The organism is Flavobacterium sinopsychrotolerans, from assembly GCF_900110375.1.
Lineage (GTDB): Bacteria > Bacteroidota > Bacteroidia > Flavobacteriales > Flavobacteriaceae > Flavobacterium > Flavobacterium sinopsychrotolerans.
The window spans coordinates 112365-130541 of the sequence record NZ_FODN01000001.1 but is presented as its reverse complement, the minus strand read 5'-3'; the positions used below and the strand labels follow the sequence as shown (position 1 = coordinate 130541).

Here is an 18177-nt window from a genome sequence, read left to right as displayed (position 1 = left end):
GGAATGCGTTAGAGAATTACACGCAGTATTTCACCGTTTTTATTAATCATTTCAATGCGTACGGTTTGGTTTTCCTCTTTTTTACTCAAAAGTTTAGAAACCGTTTCCACATCAGTAGCTTTGATATTATCAATACTCAAAATAATATTTCCGATCAACTCGTCTTCGTATTGTTTCAAATTTTGGGTGTTAATAGATTTAATTCGCACGCCATAATCAATTTTGAATTTCTTTTTGTCAGCAGCCTCAATATTTTCTAATTCAATGCCTTTGAATTCCGTACTGAAGAATTCATTTTTGCTCAGAATTACAGGAATGATTTTCGTTTTTCCGTCTCTGATGTATGTAACTTGTACTTTGTCATTGGGTCTTTTTGTGTTGATGTATCCGGAAAGATCAGCAAAAGTAGCAACATTCTGTTCGTCTAATTTAATAATGATGTCGCCTTTGGTGAGCCCAGATTTTTCAGCACCGGAATTTTTTGTTACTTTATTAATATAGAATCCTTGTGTTTGAGAAATCCCTAATTCTTTAGAAGCAGTTCCGTTTAATTCACCACCTTCAACTCCCAGAATTCCGCGTTGTACATTCCCAAATTCCATAAGATCCTCAATGATTTTTCGGGCAATATTCGAAGGAACCGCAAAGGAATAGCCTACGTAAGAACCGGTCATGGAAGAAATCATCGTGTTGATTCCTATAAGTTCACCACGCGTATTCACTAAGGCACCACCACTATTTCCGGGATTCACCGCAGCATCTGTTTGTATGAAAGATTGGATTCCGCTGGTGTCTAAATCTCTGGCTTTCGCCGAAACAATTCCGGCGGTTACCGTGGAAGTTAAATTATATGGATTTCCGACTGCCAAAACCCATTCGCCGACTTTCACCGAATCAGAATTGGCAAAAACGGTATAGGGTAATTTCTCCTCCGCGTCAATTTTCAATAAGGCAATATCCATTTTTGAATCAGTTCCAATAAGTTTTGCCTGATATGATTTTTTGTTGTTTAAGGTAATTTCAATTTCTGATGCGCCTTTGATTACGTGATTGTTGGTTACGATATACCCGTCCTCAGAAATGATAACTCCAGAACCTGTTCCCACTTGTTCTTGAGATTGTCCGCCTTTATACCCATAAAAATATTCTAACATGGGATTCGTTATTGTTCTTCTCGAAACGTTTTTTACGTGAACAACCGTATGGATGGTTTTCTCTGCAGCCTCAGTAAAATCTATGACATCTGCTGATAATCCTACTTTCTTGCCATAAGAATTGGACGCCATGGTAACCGCTGAACTTTTGTCATTAGAAAAATATCCATTGGTGTCAAATAATAATTTGTAAGCTCCAAGAGTAACCGCTCCGCTTAACAACGAAACTAAAAATAGAGTTGAAAATTTTTTCATATTAAATTCGTTTTTTAAGATATTTACCCGTAAAAATAAAACTAAATTGCTTTTTTAAAATACAGTTTAACGCTCTTTAACAATGATTAACATTTCATTAATAGTTCGTACTTTTGTTGGACTCAATACAAATTAAAATGCAACTAGAATTTCATAAATACCAAGGAACAGGAAATGATTTTGTAATGGTTGATAACCGTTCGGAATTTTTCCCAAAGGAGAATATACAACTTATTGCACATTTATGCGACAGACGCTTGGGAATAGGAGGCGATGGTCTTATTCTATTGGAAAATGACACGATTGCTTCGAATCTCGCAACGGCCACTGATTTCAAAATGGTCTATTACAACTCAGATGGAAACCAAAGTTCCATGTGTGGTAACGGTGGCAGGTGTTTAGTGGCTTTCGCCAAAAAGCTCAACGTAATCGAGAACAGCACTACTTTCATAGCCACAGATGGTTTACACCACGCAACAATTGGCGATGACGGATTGGTTTCACTTCAAATGATTGATGTTGAAGAGGTAAAAATAAGTCCAGATCATGTGTTTCTGAATACAGGTTCGCCACACCATGTGCAACTAGTAGACGATTTAGAAAATTACAATATAAAGGAAAAAGGAGCCGCTATTCGATACGGAGATTTGTACGGAAAAGCAGGAAGCAACATCAATTTTGTAAAACAGATTGACGATACCACTTTTTCGCTTCGAACGTACGAAAGAGGCGTTGAAGATGAAACTCTTTCTTGCGGAACAGGCGCTACAGCAGTTGCAATTGCAATGAATGTGTTGGGAAAAACGGATGCTTCTTCCATTGATTTGAATGTGGAAGGCGGAAAATTAGTCGTTTCTTTTGATAAAAAAGATGGACATTTTACTAATGTTTTTCTGAAAGGACCAGCTGAATTTGTATTTAAAGGAACGATTGAGATTTAACTAAAACCCAAAACCAAGAACCAAATACCTAAATGAAAACATTAAAAGGCGATAATATCTATATTCGAGCATTAGAACCCAATGATTTGGAGTTTGTATATGCCATAGAAAACGATCAGAGCATTTGGGAAGTTAGTAATACACATACGCCTTACAGCCGGTTTTTAGTCAAACAATATTTAGAAAATGCCCATCAGGATATTTATGAAGCCAAGCAATTGCGATTGGCTATTTGTCAGGATCAGGATTTTCCCGCTTTGGGTTTAATCGATTTGTTTGATTTTGATCCAAAGAATAATAGGGCTGGAGTAGGCATCGTTATCCAAAATAACGAAAACCGAAAACAGAATATTGGTTCCGAAGCTTTGGGGTTATTAATCGAATATGCTTTTTTTAATCTTAATTTGCACCAATTATATGCAAATATTGGTACCGAAAATGAAGCAAGTAAAGCTCTTTTTACTAAATTTGGATTCGAAATAATAGGTGTAAAGAAAGACTGGACCTTTGTGAACGGTATTTATAAAGACGAAGCTATTTTTCAATTAATCAATACTAAATTTTAAAATTTTTAGTTTTGAACCAGTATCAATTAAAAATCAAACAAATAGGAGGAATAGTTGTATCATTATTCCAGAAAAAAAAATAATACCACATATGAATATCAAGAAAATCATCACTATTACGTCTGTTGTTTTAATATCAATATTAATGATTTACGGATTGATTATTTTGCGTCAGATTTTTGCCGCCAATACAAAATTTGCAGATAAAGAAGTGTTTGTCTATGTCCCAACTGACTCAAAATACGAGGATGTTAAGAAGATAATTGCACCTTATGTGGAGAATATGGAGCGTTTTGAAATGGTGGCCAGTAAAAGAGGCTATTCTGATAATGTAATTCCGGGGCGTTTTCTATTCACAAAAGGAATGAACAGTTATGAGTTGGTAAAAACCTTGAGACTTAATTCGCCTGTAAAATTGGCTTTCAATAATCAGGAACGTGTAGAAAATTTAGCGGGACGTGTAGGTTCTCAAATAGAAGCCGACAGTTTATCATTATTGAATACGTTCAAAGATTCTATTTTCTTGAAAGAAAACGGGTTTAATGAAGAGAATATTTTAGTAATGTTTATTCCGAATACGTATGAGATTTATTGGAACACAACGGCTGAAAAGTTTCGCGATAAAATGATTAAAGAATACCGTAATTTTTGGAATAAGGAAAGAGTTACCAAAGCGCAAAAACAAGGGTTAACTCCAATTGAAGCAACGATTTTGGCTTCAATAGTGCATAAAGAATCCGTAAAAAAAGACGAAAGACCAAGAATTGCAGGTGTGTATTTGAACCGTTTAAGAGCTGGAATGCCATTGCAGGCTGATCCAACCGTAATATTTGCGATGAAAAAGAAATCGAATGATTTTAATCAGGTAATCAAAAGAGTTTTTTACAATGATTTGACAATGTCGCATCCTTATAATACATATATGAATGTTGGTCTGCCTCCTGGACCTATTGCTATGCCTGACATCACAGCGTTAGAAGCTGTTTTGGATCCTGAAAAAAATAACTTTATTTATTTCTGTGCGAGTGTAGAGCGTTTTGGGTATCATGAGTTTGCTGCTACTTTAGAAGAACACAATAAAAACGCCAAAAAATATTCGGATTGGATCAACAGTCAAGGTGTGAAAAGATAATTTTGAAATTTAAAGCACTCCTTATACTTTTATTGTTTATTGGATTTCAAATTGGTTTCTCACAAAATCGTGAGGAAAGTTTTTTTAAACCCTCCGATTCTTTAAATAAGAAAAGGCAAAATACCGTTATCATTTCGGAAGCTGTTTTGGCCACGGGAACGTTGATAGGCTTGAACCAACTTTGGTATGCCGAGTATCCCAAATCTGATTTTCATTTTATAAATGACAATTCCGAGTGGCTTCAGATGGATAAAGCCGGCCATGTATTTTCGTCGTATCATTTGGGCCGGTTTGGTACCGAAATGCTACATTGGAGCGGAGCTACTAAAAAAAATCAATTGCTGTATGGTGCTGGCCTTGGCTTAGCATTTCTAACAGCCGTTGAGGTTTTAGACGGATATTCTTCTGAATGGGGTGCTTCTGCCGGTGACATCATTGCTAACGCTTCTGGTACAGCTTTATATGTTTCTCAAGAATTAATCTGGAACGAACAACGTATTACGCCGAAATTCTCTTTTCATACTACAAAATATGCCGACTACAGACCTGAGGTTTTAGGAAGTTCATTTACAGAACAAATTCTAAAAGACTACAATGGACAAACCTATTGGCTTTCGGTCAATTTACATTCTTTTGCTAAAGGTTCTAAAATACCAAAATGGCTGAATTTAGCATTGGGTTATGGGGCTGAAGGTATGACAACCGGAAATAGAGATACTAACATTCCTTTTTCGACCATAAATCCACAACGATTCAGACAATTTTACCTGAGTTTGGATGTCGATTTAACAAAAATAAAGACTAATTCTCATTTTCTAAAGACTGTTTTTTCTGTATTTAATACCGTTAAAATTCCTGCACCAACCATCGAATTTGTGCGTTTCAACGATGTAAAATACCACTTAATCTATTTTTAGAAAAGTTTAACTTACTGATTATCAGCGTTATTATTTTTGTTGTATCTTTGCGCATAGAAATTTCTTAACGGGACAGCGTTTTGAAGAAAAACAATTTATGATAAAGAAGTGGTATTTTTACACAAGTCTGACTGTTATTACAGTTTTTTTGAGCTCAGGTTTTAAACCTTTTAATTTAGAAACTAATCCTTGGTTTCTTATCAGTGAACAAGATGGAACACACTACTTATATCCATCGGAAGAACAAAGCGAATACACCAATTTAAACATCCCTTTTACCGGAAATTTCTTTATTGGTTTTAAGGAAGCCATTGGCTACAGAGAATCGGAGAGTAAATACAAAACAGTTAATTCTCTAGGCTATTTAGGTAAATATCAGTTTGGTATAGAAACCTTAAAATCGGTTGGAATACATAATAGGTCCGCTTTTTTGAATAGTCCTGAATTGCAAGAAAAAGCATTTATTGCACTTCTGGCAAAAAATAAATGGGAGCTAAAAAAAGAAATTGAAAAATATGAGGGCACAATTATGAACGGCATTCGTATCACAGAATCCGGTATATTGGCTGCTGCACATCTTGGAGGAGCTGGTACTGTAAAAAAATATTTTAAAAATAAAGGCAAGCGTAATTTTAGAGACGCATATGGGAGCTCTATAAAAAGTTATATGAAAATGTTTGGAGGTTATGATACTTCATTTATTGTAGCAAATATCAACGCAAATGTCAAGAATATATAATTAGTTACAAATACTAAAGAAAGAGGCTGCTAAAAATAATTTTAGCAGCCTCTTTCTTTTACGTTAAAAGGATTATTTAGCTTTAATAATTTCCCCAGTGGGACGTACCACTAGTTTAATAATTTCTTTATCTTTTTTAATTTTAACGTTATATTGTTTTTTTATAATATCTCCTTCCTCTTGTGTGTAGAGAAATTTATCATTTACAATTGTCCATCCCGGATACGTACTGTAGATAGAATAGATAACATCACTAGGAAGTCTTACGTTTTTGAATTCTTCTACAACACGTATTAATTTTCCGTTTTCATTATAAGTAGCAGACAAAGAACCATTTTTTACTTCCATTACTACTAGATATTCTTCAGCTCCTTCAGCATCTTTCCCTAGATCATAAGCAATGAATTTTTCTTCTACTATTTTTACTCTTTGGTCCGGATTATTATCAGGGACATAAACTGAAAAATCAGTTCCAACCCTTTTAATGACTACACCAGGGAGTTCCTCAATTTTGATTTTTCCTTTCTCCGTTACCTGAGCCAATGCTGTGAAAGAAAAACTTAGAAGAATGATAATAATAAGTGATTTCATAATATTTAGTTTTAAATTAATTAATGAGTTTTAATACTTGTAATATGCTAATGAATGCTAAGGCTTGTCTTTTCTTCCCCTTTTTTTTAAATATTTAATTATCTGTTTATCAATGATTTAAAATATAAATTATCATAAGTTTATGTAAATTTACCTATTTTTTAAAGGTTTGAGTGTTAACGTATTCCATAAACAATGTTAATATAAAGGTAGAATTTCATATTTTTTTAATAGGATTTAAATGATTTACTATCAGTGTTTTAACAAAAAAAAAGCACCAACCTTTCGATTGATGCTTTGTAAGTCATAAAATTTTTATGAGTTATTTTTACTCGAAACTCCCTATTAAAATTTCTAATATTTTAATAGCTGCTTCGCTGATTTTTGTACCGGGTCCAAAAACAGCAACTGCACCGGCATCAAATAAAAACTGATAATCTTGTGCCGGAATTACTCCGCCTACAACTACCATAATATCTTCTCGACCGTATTTTTTTAGTTCTTCAATCACTTGTGGTACTAGCGTTTTGTGTCCTGCTGCAAGAGAGGAAACACCCAGGATATGCACGTCATTTTCTACCGCTTGTTTGGCAGCCTCAGCCGGTGTTTGAAAAAGTGGGCCAATGTCTACATCAAAACCAACATCAGCATAACCGGTAGCCACAACTTTTGCACCACGATCGTGTCCGTCTTGTCCCATTTTGGCAATCATTATTCGTGGGCGACGTCCTTCTTTTTTAGCGAATTCATCTGCGAGTTGTTTTGCTTTTTCAAAGCTTTTGTCGTCTTTTATTTCTTTGCTATACACACCGCTAAAGGATTTAATTTGTGCTTTGTATCTTCCAAAAACCGTTTCCAATGCGTCACTAATTTCTCCTAAGGTTGTTCGGTTTCGGGCCGCTTCAACAGCTATTTCCAGTAAATTCCCTTCACCAGTTTGCGCACAAAGGATTAATTTTTTCAGCGAATCCTGAACTTTTTCAGAATCTCTGGTGGCTTTGATTCGGTCTAATTGCTCCAGTTGTTGCTTGCGGACCATTTGGTTATCCACATCCAAAATCTGTAAAGGATCTTCTTTTTCTAATCGGTATTGATTGACACCTACAATAATATCCTGACCGCTGTCTATTCTTGCTTGTTTTCTGGCTGCCGCTTCTTCGATTCTAAGTTTTGGAATTCCGGATTCAATGGCTTTGGTCATTCCACCCAGTTCTTCAACTTCTTCGATAAGTTTCCAAGCATTTTCGGCTATTTCATTCGTTAAGCTTTCAACATAATAACTGCCAGCCCAAGGATCGACGGTTTTAGTGATTTTAGTTTCTTCTTGTAAATATAGTTGCGTGTTTCTGGCAATTCTAGCCGAGAAATCCGTTGGTAGAGCTATGGCTTCATCCAATGCATTGGTATGTAAAGATTGTGTTCCTCCAAAAGCGGCTGCGGAAGCTTCAATACAAGTTCGTGCTACATTATTAAAAGGATCTTGCTCTGTTAAACTCCAACCCGAAGTTTGACAATGGGTTCGCAATGCTAATGATTTATCGTCTTTTGGTTCAAATTGTTTGACTAGTTTCGCCCAAATCATTCTTCCCGCACGCATTTTGGCAATTTCCATAAAATGGTTCATACCAATCGCCCAGAAAAAAGATAATCTTGGAGCGAATTCATCAATTTTCATTCCGGTTGCTAATCCTGTTCGAATGTATTCCAGTCCATCGGCCAAAGTGTAAGCTAATTCAATATCAGCAGTGGCTCCCGCTTCTTGCATGTGGTATCCGGAAATTGAAATCGAATTGAATTTTGGCATTTTTTTGCTGGTAAATTCAAAAATATCAGCAATGATTTTCATCGAAGGCGTTGGCGGATAAATATATGTGTTTCGTACCATGAACTCTTTCAAAATGTCATTTTGTATCGTACCGGAAAGCAATTCGGGTTTTACGCCTTGTTCTTCGGCGGCGACAATATAGAAAGCCATAATAGGTAAAACAGCGCCATTCATCGTCATGGAAACGGACATTTCATCCAGCGGAATTTGGTCGAATAATACTTTCATGTCTTCCACGGAGTCAATCGCAACTCCTGCTTTTCCTACATCGCCCACTACGCGTTCATGATCCGAATCATAACCGCGGTGTGTAGGCAAATCAAAAGCGATGGAAAGTCCTTTTTGACCCGCTGCCAGATTTCTTCTGTAAAAAGCATTGCTTTCTTCAGCGGTCGAAAATCCGGCGTATTGGCGCACAGTCCATGGTCGGCGAACGTACATTGTAGCGTAAGGTCCGCGTAAATTTGGTGCAAAACCAGCTCCAAAATCAAGATGAGTAAGATGCTCAATATCTTGTTCTGAATATGTTGGTTTTAGTTCGATTCCCTCTGCGGTTAGAAAAGCATCAGACAAAGAATTTTCATTCTCCACTTTCAACGGTGTGCTCTCTAATTTTATATGTTGTAAATCTTTTCTTTTCATTTGTTTAGTGCAAAGATTATATTTTTTGAAATTTTAATTCCTTTCAATCCATATTTCAGTATTTCGTGAAGTATGAAAAATAGCTGTAATGACAATTGTGTTATCGTAGTTGTTGAAATGAATTAAGTATGGAAAATTTTCAATTAAAGCTACTCTGGTCTTGTCATATCTTATTTGAAAAAGTAGCGGATTTGACTTAATTATTTTTAAACTTTTCTTAAAAGAATTGGAGAACGTATCGCCCAATCTACGTTGAATGCTTTTGTACCAATCCAAAGCTGTTTTGAAATCAAGTTTAGCTTCCTCTACAATTACAATTTTATAATTCACTGTCAATATCTTTTAGAAAATCATCGATATCTTGAGCTGAAGAAGGATTCTTAAGATATTTCTCAGTTCTTTCTTTAACTTGGTCCATTTGCCATTGAGGGATTTCTACATTATTCGACTTTGGAAGAATAATCACTTCAACTTCATCAGCATTAAAATCATCCGGCAATGTGATACTTATTTTGTGATTTTTCACCTTAACGATTTGTCTTATGGCTTCCATTATTTTATGTTTTTAGTAAAGTAAATATACTCTTTTCCATTGGTATTAAATTAAATAACAGATTCGGCCTGACTATTCAAGATCCAATCTTTCCTGTTCTATTTTCTCTGCGAGACGTTTTTCGATTATGGGCGTAATCAAGGTTTTTCTAGGTTTGACTTTTACAAAAGGAAACAATTCTAAATCATGTTTCATTTTGTCCTGTTTATTAGGATGTTTGTTAGTGCCTAATAGAATTTCTTTCCCAGAATCAAATAATTCCTGAGCTGTATCAGCACTTTCCTGAATTTTTCTTTTGATGATTCCATCATTAAGTTGTTTTAAGAAACCGCCATTTGCCTCAATATCTTTAAATAATGCCAACGCTTTTTCAGCTAATTGATTGGTGAGATTTTCGATATAATAACTGCCGTCAGCCGGATTATTAACTTTGTCAAAATAACTTTCGTTTTTAAGAATTAACAATTGATTTCGCGCAATTCGGTCGCCAAATTCATTGTCTTTGTGGTACAAGGCATCGTAAGGTAAATTTGCAATAGCATCTGCTCCGCCAATAATTGCACTCATACATTCGGTTGTGGTACGCAACATATTTACGTTGTAATCGTATAATGTTTTGTTTCGTTTGGTTGGCGAAACAATAATGTTGCAATCTAGATTATGGTTGTATTCTTTGGCTATCAGATTAAAAAGTAATCGCAACGCACGTAGTTTTGCAATTTCAAAAAAGTAATTTGTCCCAACGGCAACTTCAAAAACAATAGGTTGGTTTATGGTTTCTATTCGATTGAAATATTCATTTGCCTGTCCTAAACTATAAGCAATTTGCTGCACCATATTAGCTCCGGCATTTTGATACAAAGCGGAATTGATACTGATTAATGACACTGATTTTGTTTCTTTCGATAGTAAATTCAGTGTGTCAAAATTGCTTTTTTCGTTAGTTACAAACCAGTTTCCATCTTTGGCTAATTGTCCAATTGGATCCAGATTGCAAAAAATAACAGTATTATTTTTTTTTGCGAAAGCGTCAATTTTTTTGACGAAATCGATTGAAATAAATCCCAGATTAAAATAAACGGTTACTTTTTCTAATGGTAATTGCTCCAAAAGATTGGTAATATCAATTGATTCATTTTCTATTGTAAACCGAAGGCTGTCAGCACCACGACTCAAGGTGTCGCGCGCTCTTTCTATTGATTTTTCAACATCGTAGACAAATATATTTTGACAAATTTTAAACTCAGAGGCTTTAGTGGAAACAGGAAAAGCTTTAGTAAATTCATCTTTGTGATAAAAAGGTTTTACCTGAATGTCTTCCGGAGAATTCCAAACTAAGGTTTCATTATAATCCGCTCCTTTGAGTTCAAATTGGATTTTTTGTTTCCATTGTTTGGAGGAAATGGGATTGAAATCATCGAAAAGGTTTGCAGCCATTTTGTTTGTTATTTTCCTCACCCCAGCCCTCTACAAAGAAGAGGAGCCGAAACTTGGTGTTATGTTTTATTAATTACTCTAAATTTTACACTCCCTTCTCTTTGGAAAGGGTTGGGGATGGGGTTTTATTTTTTTTCAATCGTGTCACCTTCGAATTCGATGATATAAATATCTTCACTATCTTTTTTCATATAGTATTTTTCCCGGGCGTATTTTTCTATTTGTTCTGAATTTTTTAATTGCTTGATGTTCTGCTGATCTTTCTTTATTTCTTCTTTATAATAAGTAGCATTATCCTCTAGATCTTCAATTTGTTGATCCAAAATACGATGGTCAAAATACGAATAGTTGTCCAGAAAAATCATCCATGTACAAAAAAACAACAAAACCCAGACATATTTGTTACTCAAGAATTTAAACCAAGATTTGTCTTTGTACGGATTTGTCATTTTTTATTTTTTTTAGCCCCGATTAAAGTGAAAATCCTTTTAGGATGTGATGATGACGAAGGAAGATTCACATCCTAAAAGATTGCAATCTCGTCTTCAGGAAGAGACGGGAAATAGCTCCTAATAATTATTGCACTAAAATTACAACTAAATTATAGAATTTTTTGATTTATTACCGCACGAACCACGTCAATGGCTACGGTATTGTATTTGTCGTTTGGTATTATGATGTCGGCAAATGCTTTGGTTGGTTCGATGAACTGCTCGTGCATTGGCTTCAATGTTGTTTGGTATCTGTTAATTACTTCATGCATATCTCGGCCACGTTCCGCGATATCGCGTTTCATACGGCGGATTAATCGCTCGTCAGAATCGGCGTGAACGTATATTTTTACATCAAATAATTCTCTTAATTCTGGATTTGCCAAGATTAAAATTCCTTCGACAATCATCACTTTTCGAGGATGTGTAAAAACGGTATCGTCTGTCCTATTATGTGTTACAAAAGAATAAACGGGCTGATTGATGTTGTTTCCTTCTTTTAATTCCTTGAGATGAGCCACTAATAACTCGAAATCAATAGCACGCGGATGATCAAAATTAATTAATGCTCTTTCATCAAATGAAAGTCCGTGATTTTCTTTGTAGTATGAGTCTTGAGAAATAATACCAACTTCAGTTTGTGGTAATTCATTCATAATCTGATGTACAACGGTTGTTTTTCCGCTTCCTGTACCACCTGCAATTCCTATAATGAGCATAAATTTTTTGTTATGTTTTTATTGGGACAAAAATAGGAATTTAATCGGGAGCAGTTTTTCTTTTTTTAAGAAATATTGCTAAATTACTATATTTATTGGGAGTTATTACTTGATGTTTTTCTATCTTTAGTTTCTAAAATTTAAAACGTGTATTCACAAATCAATAAAAATATAAGTCGGTATGTCACTTTTGACGCGAATGAATTAGAAGTTTTCAATTCTTTATTGGAGTATAAAGCCGTTCCTAAGAAAACGATTATGCTTCAGGAGGACGAGATGTGTAGTTTTGAAGCATTTGTCATCAAAGGTTGTGTCCGAAAATATTATATTGATGCCAATGGTTTTGAAGTTATTCTACAATTTGCTATCGAGAATGCCTGGGTGAGTGATATATCTTTTAGTATTTACGAGGATAAACCCAGCAGAGTGTACATTGAAACTTTGGAAGATTGTGAATTCTTCCTTTTTAGTCCAGAAACAAAAGAGGAATTATTTACCAAAGCCCCAAAGTTTGAACGTGCTTTCCGTATTCTGATGCAACGAAGTCTTGCCGTTACTCAAGACCGTTTATTTAATACGATTTCTAAATCGGCAACCGAGAAATATTTAGAGTTTCTCGAACATTATCCCACACTTTCACAGCGCGTTGCCCAGCATTATATTGCTTCTTATCTGGGAATTTCAGCCGAGTTTCTTAGTAAAGTAAGAACTAAAATTGCTAAACTCTAGATTTCGCTTTTTTCATTTCTTGTCCTAGTTCAATGCATGCGCTTTTTTTTTGACGCAACTTTGCATCATACTATTAAAGAACAGGACAATGGAAAATACAGATAAAAAAATAGATGGTGTAATTACTAATTCGGTTTTGCATAAAGCAAATACTCGCGGTCACGCTAATCATGGTTGGTTAGAATCCTATCATACCTTTAGTTTTGCCAATTATCAAAATCCAGAACGTATGAATTTTGGAGTCTTACGCGTTTTGAATGATGACAGAGTCAGCCAAGGAATGGGTTTTGGGAAACATCCGCATGATAACATGGAAATTATTTCTATTCCGCTCGAAGGTGATTTAGAACACCAAGACAGTATGGGAAATACTACCGTAATCAAGGAAGGTGATATTCAAGCGATGAGTGCTGGTACCGGAATTTTTCACAGCGAGTACAATAAAAACAAAGATCAGTTGGTCAAATTTTTACAGATTTGGATTTATCCAAATAAAAAAAATGTAACGCCTCGTTATGACCAAATCACTTTAGATTTAAATGATCGTCACAATAAATTACAGCAAATTTTATCACCAAATCCAGAAGATGAAGGCGTTTGGATTCATCAAGATGCTTGGTTTCATATTGGGAAGTTTGACAATGATTTTTCTACTGTTTACGAATTGAAAAAACCAGGAAATGGAATTTATGCTTTTGTTTTAAAAGGAGATTTCACGTTAGGAAACATCGCTTTAAATGAACGTGACGGATTAGGAATTTGGGATACGAATACAATAAAAATTACCGCTAATTCAGCTAATGCAGAGATCCTATTGATGGAAGTTCCAATGCAATTGTAATCTGCTAAATAATAGAAATAAATAATATTAATTTAAATAAAATACTACTATGTCAACAACAAAATGGGTAATTGACCCAACACACTCAGAAATTGGTTTTAAAGTAAAACACATGATGTTTACTAATGTTTCAGGTAAATTTTCAAAATTTGATGCAACGATTGAAGCAGAAGACAGCAATTTAGAAAACTCGAAAATTGAATTTACAGGAGCAATTGATTCTATAACAACAGGAAACGCAGATAGAGATACTCATTTATTGAGTGCGGATTTTTTTGATGCTACACAATTTCCAGAAATTAAATTTAGCGCTACTTCTTTCACTAAAATCAATGAAGGTGAATACGTATTAGTGGGGGATTTAACCTTACATGGCATTACAAAATCAGTAGAGTTAGCTGCAGAATACGGAGGATTAATGAAAGATCCTTGGGGAAATACTAAAATGGCACTTGAATTAGAAGGAAAAATTAATAGAAAAGATTGGGGATTAAACTGGAATTCGGCTCTTGAAACAGGAGGTGTTTTAGTAAGCGAAGAAGTTCGTTTGAACATCGAATTGCAATTTTTGCAACAATAATTTTAAAGTAAATAAACACAAATCTCAAAGGATTATTTTCTTTGAGGTTTGTGTTTTTTAATAAAATAGAATGATGGAAACCATAAATATTTTATACATAGGAAGACATCCCGAAATTCTAGAAACCGTTATCCGATTGATAAATGCAAACGAGAATTGGAATGGAGTAGGCGTTATGAATGATGAGGAAGCGAAGGAAATTTTTCTAAAAAAAGATTTTTCCATTGTCTTGTTAGGTTCTGGAATTCAGGAAGAAAGTGAAGTTGAATTGTGTGTTTTTTTCAAAAATAAAAATCCAAATATTAGTATTGTCCAGCATTATGGAGGTGGAAGTGGTTTACTGAAAAGTGAAATCTTACTGGGCTTGCATAACAATAAAAATTAAAAACTCTTTTTTTACCATTAAGAAATTAAGAAAATAGGATGTTTACTAAAATATTTAGTAGTGTCAACTAAAAAAAGAGAGCCATGTGACTCTCTCTTTTTATTTTATATAAAACTATTATTTATTCTTTTTTGCTTTTATCATCATTTCCAACTGATCCCAAAGTTCTTCTGGAATTGCTTCAAGTAAATTGAACTGTCCAGCGCCTTTAAGCCATTCGCCACCATCAATTGTTATGACATCACCGTTGATATATGCTGAAAAATCAGAAACTAAATAAGCCGCTAGATTGGCTAATTCCTGATGATCTCCCACACGTTTTAACGGCACTTTTTTAGCCATATCAAATTTTTCAGCTAAATCTCCAGGTAACAATCGGTCCCACGCACCTTTAGTTGGGAACGGTCCAGGAGCAATTGCATTCGAACGAATTCCGTATTTTGCCCATTCTACCGCAAGACTTCGTGTCATTGCCAAAACTCCTGCTTTTGCAGTTGCGCTAGGTACCACGTAAGCAGAACCTGTCCAAGCGTAAGTCGTAACGATATTTAAGATAGTAGATGATTTTTGTTTGGTGTCAATCCAATGTTTTCCAAAAGCAAGTGTACAGTTTTTGGAACCTTTTAAAACGATATCAATTACAGTATCAAAGGCATTTGCAGATAATCTTTCGGTTGGAGAAATGAAATTTCCGGCAGCATTATTCAGTAAAACATCTACTTTACCAAAAGCTTTCAACACTTCTTGGAGCATATTTTCCACTTCTTCATAATGACGTACATCACATTGAATAGGAAGACAAGTTCCGCCGGTTTCCGTTTCCAGTTCTACAGCAGTATTTTTTAGTTTTTCTAAATCTCTGGAAGTAATGGCCACTTGCGCACCCAATTCCAAGAAATATTTTGTCATTGCTTTTCCTAAACCGCTTCCGCCTCCGGTTACGACAATCACTTTGCCTTTTAGGGCATCGTCGCGTAACATTTTATCTGTATAGCTCATATTTTTGATATTTTTTTATTGTAAATATAATAAAATTAAATAGTATGCATGCATAATAAAATAAATTTAAATACTGATTTTAGATGGCACACAATCTTTTAGCGGCTTCTTCAAGCGTAGCATTATCTTTGGCGAAGCAAAACCGAATTAATTTCAGGTCTTTTCCATCGGCATAAAAAGTAGAGATAGGAATTGCAGCAACGCCATGTTCTATAATGAGGCGTTTGCAAAAATCAACATCATTCTCATTTGATATGTTTGCATACGAAACCACCTGAAAATAAGTTCCTTCGCACGGCATGAGTTTGAAACGGCTGTCTTTTAATAATTGTCTAAAATAATCCCGTTTTTCCTGATATAATTTCCCAATTTCAGAAACAGAAACAATCTCTAAATACTCGCTAATGGCAACCTGACAAATGCTATTGACACTAAATACTAAAAATTGATGTACTTTTTTGATTTCCTTCATCAAATATTCTGGTGCTGCTAAATAGCCCACTTTCCATCCCGTAACATGGAATGATTTTCCAAAAGAGGAAACCATCACACAACGATTCAATAGTTTCTCGCGTGTATGAGCTGAAATATGTTTCTCCTCGAAAGTGATGTATTCATAGACTTCATCAGAAAGAAGTACGATATCAGAGTGTTTTTCGAGCAGCATTTCCAAGGCTTCAAAATCAGATTCCGTTAAAATTTTTCCCGTTGGATTATGGGGATTATTTATGATAATCATTTTAGTTTTTGCAGTACACGCTTTTCCGATAATTTCCCAATTTGGAGTATAATCATCATTCAGTGCTACCCGAACCGGATTTGCGTTGCATAATAATACGGGCGCTTCATAGCAATCATAACTGGGATCCAAGATAATCACTTCGTCATTGCTTTTTACCAAAGCTGTTATGGTGGTAAAAATGGCTTGTGTCGCTCCAGCGGTAACTAGCAATTCCGTTTCAGGCTGAATAGTTCTTCCGTAGGAGTTTTTAATTAGTGTCGCTATTTTTGATAATAACGTTGGATAGCCAGACATTGGCGTGTATTGATGTACATTTTCTTTGGCCAGTTTGGCAACAATATCTGTTAATCGTTCATCAACAGGAAAGTTTGGAAAACCTTGAGAAAGATTGATGGCATTATATTCAGTAGCCATTTTTGACATAACCGTAAAAATACTCGTACTGATATTTGGAAGTTTACTCATAAAAAAATCATTAATTCTAATTATAAAAATAGGTTTTTATAATTAGAATTAATGATTACAAGTATTGTTTTATCTTTTATTAACTCTTTTGAGTCGGAAAATTTAAAGTTTACTATTGTTATATCAAATTGTAAGTTTTGAAGTTTTTACTGATATCATTCTTTAATATTAATAAAAAACATTTTGAATTTACATCTTGTGAATGATGAAAATTGTGGGGCGTTTGTGTAAATCGATGGTTTCTTTTTTCCAAGCCGCAATTTTTTTGGTTTTGATGTATTCTGTAGGCAAGGTAATGTCCGTGGCGATGCATAAATGCGTTTCAGGATGTAAAGTTTGCACTAGATCTTCCAGTAATTTGTTGTTGCGATACGGAGTTTCGATGAAAATTTGAGATTGATTTTTTTCGAAAGAGACTCTTTCTAACGTTTTAAAACTGGCTTTCTTTTCATCTTTCTCAATAGGTAAATAACCATGAAAAGTGAAACTTTGACCGTTCATTCCTGATGCCATCATTGCCAAAAGAATAGAAGAAGGACCAACCAAAGGAATAACCTGAATTCCTTTTTCATGTGCTAATTTTACAATTACAGCACCAGGATCAGCCACTCCGGGACATCCCGCTTCGCTCATTAAACCCATATTGTAACCTTCAAGTAGCGGTTTTATGAACTCTAAATGTTCTTTGGTTTCGGTGTGTTTGTTTAATACAAAAAGTTTTAACTCGGATTGTTTCTTCTCAGGATCGACCTCTTTAATAGATTTACGAGCTGTTTTGTCGTTTTCAACAATATAATAATCAATGAGATCAATACTTCTTTTTATGGTTTGCGGCAAAACGTCCATAGGGTCACAGTCACCCATTGTGGTGGGGATTAGATAGAGTTTCCCTAAAACAGTATTTGATTTCATAGGTGTAATTTATGTTCCTAAAAGTAATGTATTTGTAGTATGATATGGTCAGGATTATGTTATGAACCCAAAGTAATTTTTCGCAGAAAAATTATGTGTGTTTCGCTATAATTTTTTTTGCAATTATCTCGCAAACTTCATCCAGCATGTTGTAAACAATTTCGAAACCATTGGGTAAACCAAAGTAAGGATCAGGAACATCTACTTTTTCATTTGGAAATAATTCATTCAGAATAAGTTGTACTTTTTCTTTTTGTTGTTGGTTTTTAGCAAGCTGAATTACATCCTCATAATTAGAATTATCCATCACATAAATGTAATCAAAGGCATCAAAATCAGTTGTGGTGAATTGTCGTCCTTTTTGATTTGAAATACTGATTTTATTTTTTTTTGCAACAGCAATAGAACGTTCATCAGGCGAATGGCCAATATGCCAAGAACCAGTTCCTGCGGAATCAACTGTGAATTTGTTTTTAGGAAGTTTAGCAGCCAAAATACCTTCTGCCAATGGAGAACGGCAAATATTACCTAAACAAACCATTAAGATTTTTATGGACATGAT

At 34.7% G+C, this 18177-nt stretch carries 21 protein-coding genes; 9 read left to right on the top strand and 12 right to left on the bottom strand.

Annotated features, from left to right (window positions below; all coding sequences use genetic code 11):
• Positions 1-8 precede the first annotated feature (8 nt).
• Positions 9-1409 carry a trypsin-like peptidase domain-containing protein gene (locus BMX64_RS00580; RefSeq protein ID WP_091164689.1) on the bottom strand — a complete coding sequence of 467 codons (1401 nt, stop codon included), beginning with the start codon at positions 1407-1409 and terminating at the stop codon, positions 9-11.
• 137 nt (positions 1410-1546) lie between these two features.
• Here BMX64_RS00580 and dapF point away from each other — a divergent pair, with 137 nt between their 5' ends.
• The 5 genes from dapF to BMX64_RS00555 all read left to right on the top strand — a co-directional run bounded on the left by dapF (position 1547) and on the right by BMX64_RS00555 (position 5704).
• Positions 1547-2350 carry a diaminopimelate epimerase gene (gene dapF / locus BMX64_RS00575; protein ID WP_091164685.1) on the top strand — a complete coding sequence of 268 codons (804 nt, stop codon included), beginning with the start codon at positions 1547-1549 and terminating at the stop codon, positions 2348-2350.
• A gap of 32 nt (positions 2351-2382) precedes the next feature.
• Complete coding sequence (locus BMX64_RS00570) at positions 2383-2916, top strand: GNAT family N-acetyltransferase (RefSeq protein WP_091164681.1); 534 nt, start codon at positions 2383-2385, stop codon at positions 2914-2916.
• A 91-nt stretch (positions 2917-3007) separates the two neighbouring features.
• On the top strand, positions 3008-4048 hold the full coding sequence (mltG, locus tag BMX64_RS00565; protein ID WP_091164678.1) for an endolytic transglycosylase MltG: 1041 nt from the start codon (positions 3008-3010) through the stop codon (positions 4046-4048).
• A gap of 2 nt (positions 4049-4050) precedes the next feature.
• On the top strand, positions 4051-4965 hold the full coding sequence (locus BMX64_RS00560; RefSeq protein WP_091164674.1) for a DUF2279 domain-containing protein: 915 nt from the start codon (positions 4051-4053) through the stop codon (positions 4963-4965).
• 97 nt (positions 4966-5062) lie between these two features.
• Positions 5063-5704 (top strand): lysozyme family protein, encoded by a 642-nt coding sequence (locus tag BMX64_RS00555; protein WP_091164670.1) that lies wholly within the window; start codon positions 5063-5065, stop codon positions 5702-5704.
• Between the two features lie 72 nt (positions 5705-5776).
• Here the strand turns inward: BMX64_RS00555 and BMX64_RS00550 are convergent, their stop codons facing one another.
• The 7 genes from BMX64_RS00550 to udk all read right to left on the bottom strand — a co-directional run bounded on the left by BMX64_RS00550 (position 5777) and on the right by udk (position 11962).
• Positions 5777-6295: a hypothetical protein gene (locus BMX64_RS00550; protein ID WP_091164666.1), complete on the bottom strand. Its 519-nt coding sequence runs from the start codon at positions 6293-6295 to the stop codon at positions 5777-5779.
• Positions 6296-6623: 328 nt separating this feature from the next.
• On the bottom strand, positions 6624-8762 hold the full coding sequence (scpA, locus tag BMX64_RS00545; protein WP_091164664.1) for a methylmalonyl-CoA mutase: 2139 nt from the start codon (positions 8760-8762) through the stop codon (positions 6624-6626).
• A gap of 33 nt (positions 8763-8795) precedes the next feature.
• Positions 8796-9092 carry a type II toxin-antitoxin system RelE/ParE family toxin gene (locus BMX64_RS00540; RefSeq protein ID WP_091164661.1) on the bottom strand — a complete coding sequence of 99 codons (297 nt, stop codon included), beginning with the start codon at positions 9090-9092 and terminating at the stop codon, positions 8796-8798.
• Positions 9082-9315, bottom strand: coding sequence for a hypothetical protein (locus tag BMX64_RS00535; RefSeq protein WP_091164657.1), 234 nt, complete (start codon positions 9313-9315; stop codon positions 9082-9084). The genes BMX64_RS00540 and BMX64_RS00535 overlap by 11 nt, the downstream gene beginning before the upstream one ends.
• A 72-nt stretch (positions 9316-9387) precedes the next feature.
• Positions 9388-10752: a methylmalonyl-CoA mutase subunit beta gene (locus BMX64_RS00530; RefSeq protein WP_091164655.1), complete on the bottom strand. Its 1365-nt coding sequence runs from the start codon at positions 10750-10752 to the stop codon at positions 9388-9390.
• 125 nt (positions 10753-10877) lie between these two features.
• Entirely contained in the window at positions 10878-11201 is a 324-nt protein-coding gene (locus tag BMX64_RS00525; protein ID WP_091164651.1) for an FtsB family cell division protein, read from the bottom strand.
• A 152-nt stretch (positions 11202-11353) separates the two neighbouring features.
• Positions 11354-11962, bottom strand: coding sequence for a uridine kinase (gene udk / locus BMX64_RS00520; protein WP_091164648.1), 609 nt, complete (start codon positions 11960-11962; stop codon positions 11354-11356).
• Between the two features lie 147 nt (positions 11963-12109).
• Here udk and BMX64_RS00515 point away from each other — a divergent pair, with 147 nt between their 5' ends.
• From BMX64_RS00515 to BMX64_RS00500, 4 genes are all read left to right on the top strand, one after another.
• Complete coding sequence (locus BMX64_RS00515; protein WP_091164645.1) at positions 12110-12691, top strand: Crp/Fnr family transcriptional regulator; 582 nt, start codon at positions 12110-12112, stop codon at positions 12689-12691.
• Between the two features lie 88 nt (positions 12692-12779).
• Positions 12780-13532 carry a pirin family protein gene (locus tag BMX64_RS00510; protein WP_091164642.1) on the top strand — a complete coding sequence of 251 codons (753 nt, stop codon included), beginning with the start codon at positions 12780-12782 and terminating at the stop codon, positions 13530-13532.
• A gap of 49 nt (positions 13533-13581) precedes the next feature.
• Positions 13582-14112: a YceI family protein gene (locus BMX64_RS00505; RefSeq protein WP_091164637.1), complete on the top strand. Its 531-nt coding sequence runs from the start codon at positions 13582-13584 to the stop codon at positions 14110-14112.
• Positions 14113-14182: 70 nt separating this feature from the next.
• Positions 14183-14497 (top strand): response regulator, encoded by a 315-nt coding sequence (locus BMX64_RS00500; protein ID WP_091164632.1) that lies wholly within the window; start codon positions 14183-14185, stop codon positions 14495-14497.
• 117 nt (positions 14498-14614) lie between these two features.
• Here BMX64_RS00500 and BMX64_RS00495 read toward each other — a convergent pair whose 3' ends face one another.
• From BMX64_RS00495 to BMX64_RS00480, 4 genes are all read right to left on the bottom strand, one after another.
• Complete coding sequence (locus BMX64_RS00495; protein WP_167543006.1) at positions 14615-15496, bottom strand: SDR family oxidoreductase; 882 nt, start codon at positions 15494-15496, stop codon at positions 14615-14617.
• A 79-nt stretch (positions 15497-15575) separates the two neighbouring features.
• Entirely contained in the window at positions 15576-16703 is a 1128-nt protein-coding gene (locus tag BMX64_RS00490) for a methionine aminotransferase (protein WP_091164629.1), read from the bottom strand.
• Between the two features lie 189 nt (positions 16704-16892).
• Complete coding sequence (locus BMX64_RS00485; protein WP_091164627.1) at positions 16893-17615, bottom strand: SAM-dependent methyltransferase; 723 nt, start codon at positions 17613-17615, stop codon at positions 16893-16895.
• A gap of 91 nt (positions 17616-17706) precedes the next feature.
• The gene (locus BMX64_RS00480) at positions 17707-18174 is read right to left on the bottom strand and encodes a low molecular weight protein-tyrosine-phosphatase (RefSeq protein WP_091164624.1); all 468 of its coding nucleotides are present in this window, start codon (positions 18172-18174) and stop codon (positions 17707-17709) included.
• Positions 18175-18177 lie beyond the last annotated feature (3 nt).

Bases quoted from the DNA above. Each gene is read 5' to 3' on its own strand.
- BMX64_RS00500 (WP_091164632.1), top strand. From the start codon at position 14,183: ATGATGGAAACCATAAATATTTTATACATAGGAAGACATCCCGAAATT.
- BMX64_RS00580 (WP_091164689.1), bottom strand. From the start codon at position 1,409: ATGAAAAAATTTTCAACTCTATTTTTAGTTTCGTTGTTAAGCGGAGCG.
- BMX64_RS00505 (WP_091164637.1), top strand. From the start codon at position 13,582: ATGTCAACAACAAAATGGGTAATTGACCCAACACACTCAGAAATTGGT.
- scpA (WP_091164664.1), bottom strand. From the start codon at position 8,762: ATGAAAAGAAAAGATTTACAACATATAAAATTAGAGAGCACACCGTTG.
- BMX64_RS00570 (WP_091164681.1), top strand. From the start codon at position 2,383: ATGAAAACATTAAAAGGCGATAATATCTATATTCGAGCATTAGAACCC.
- dapF (WP_091164685.1), top strand. From the start codon at position 1,547: ATGCAACTAGAATTTCATAAATACCAAGGAACAGGAAATGATTTTGTA.
- udk (WP_091164648.1), bottom strand. From the start codon at position 11,962: ATGCTCATTATAGGAATTGCAGGTGGTACAGGAAGCGGAAAAACAACC.
- BMX64_RS00525 (WP_091164651.1), bottom strand. From the start codon at position 11,201: ATGACAAATCCGTACAAAGACAAATCTTGGTTTAAATTCTTGAGTAAC.
- BMX64_RS00485 (WP_091164627.1), bottom strand. From the start codon at position 17,615: ATGAAATCAAATACTGTTTTAGGGAAACTCTATCTAATCCCCACCACA.
- mltG (WP_091164678.1), top strand. From the start codon at position 3,008: ATGAATATCAAGAAAATCATCACTATTACGTCTGTTGTTTTAATATCA.
- BMX64_RS00535 (WP_091164657.1), bottom strand. From the start codon at position 9,315: ATGGAAGCCATAAGACAAATCGTTAAGGTGAAAAATCACAAAATAAGT.
- BMX64_RS00510 (WP_091164642.1), top strand. From the start codon at position 12,780: ATGGAAAATACAGATAAAAAAATAGATGGTGTAATTACTAATTCGGTT.
- BMX64_RS00495 (WP_167543006.1), bottom strand. From the start codon at position 15,496: ATGAGCTATACAGATAAAATGTTACGCGACGATGCCCTAAAAGGCAAA.
- BMX64_RS00530 (WP_091164655.1), bottom strand. From the start codon at position 10,752: ATGGCTGCAAACCTTTTCGATGATTTCAATCCCATTTCCTCCAAACAA.
- BMX64_RS00555 (WP_091164670.1), top strand. From the start codon at position 5,063: ATGATAAAGAAGTGGTATTTTTACACAAGTCTGACTGTTATTACAGTT.
- BMX64_RS00490 (WP_091164629.1), bottom strand. From the start codon at position 16,703: ATGAGTAAACTTCCAAATATCAGTACGAGTATTTTTACGGTTATGTCA.
- BMX64_RS00480 (WP_091164624.1), bottom strand. From the start codon at position 18,174: ATGTCCATAAAAATCTTAATGGTTTGTTTAGGTAATATTTGCCGTTCT.
- BMX64_RS00550 (WP_091164666.1), bottom strand. From the start codon at position 6,295: ATGAAATCACTTATTATTATCATTCTTCTAAGTTTTTCTTTCACAGCA.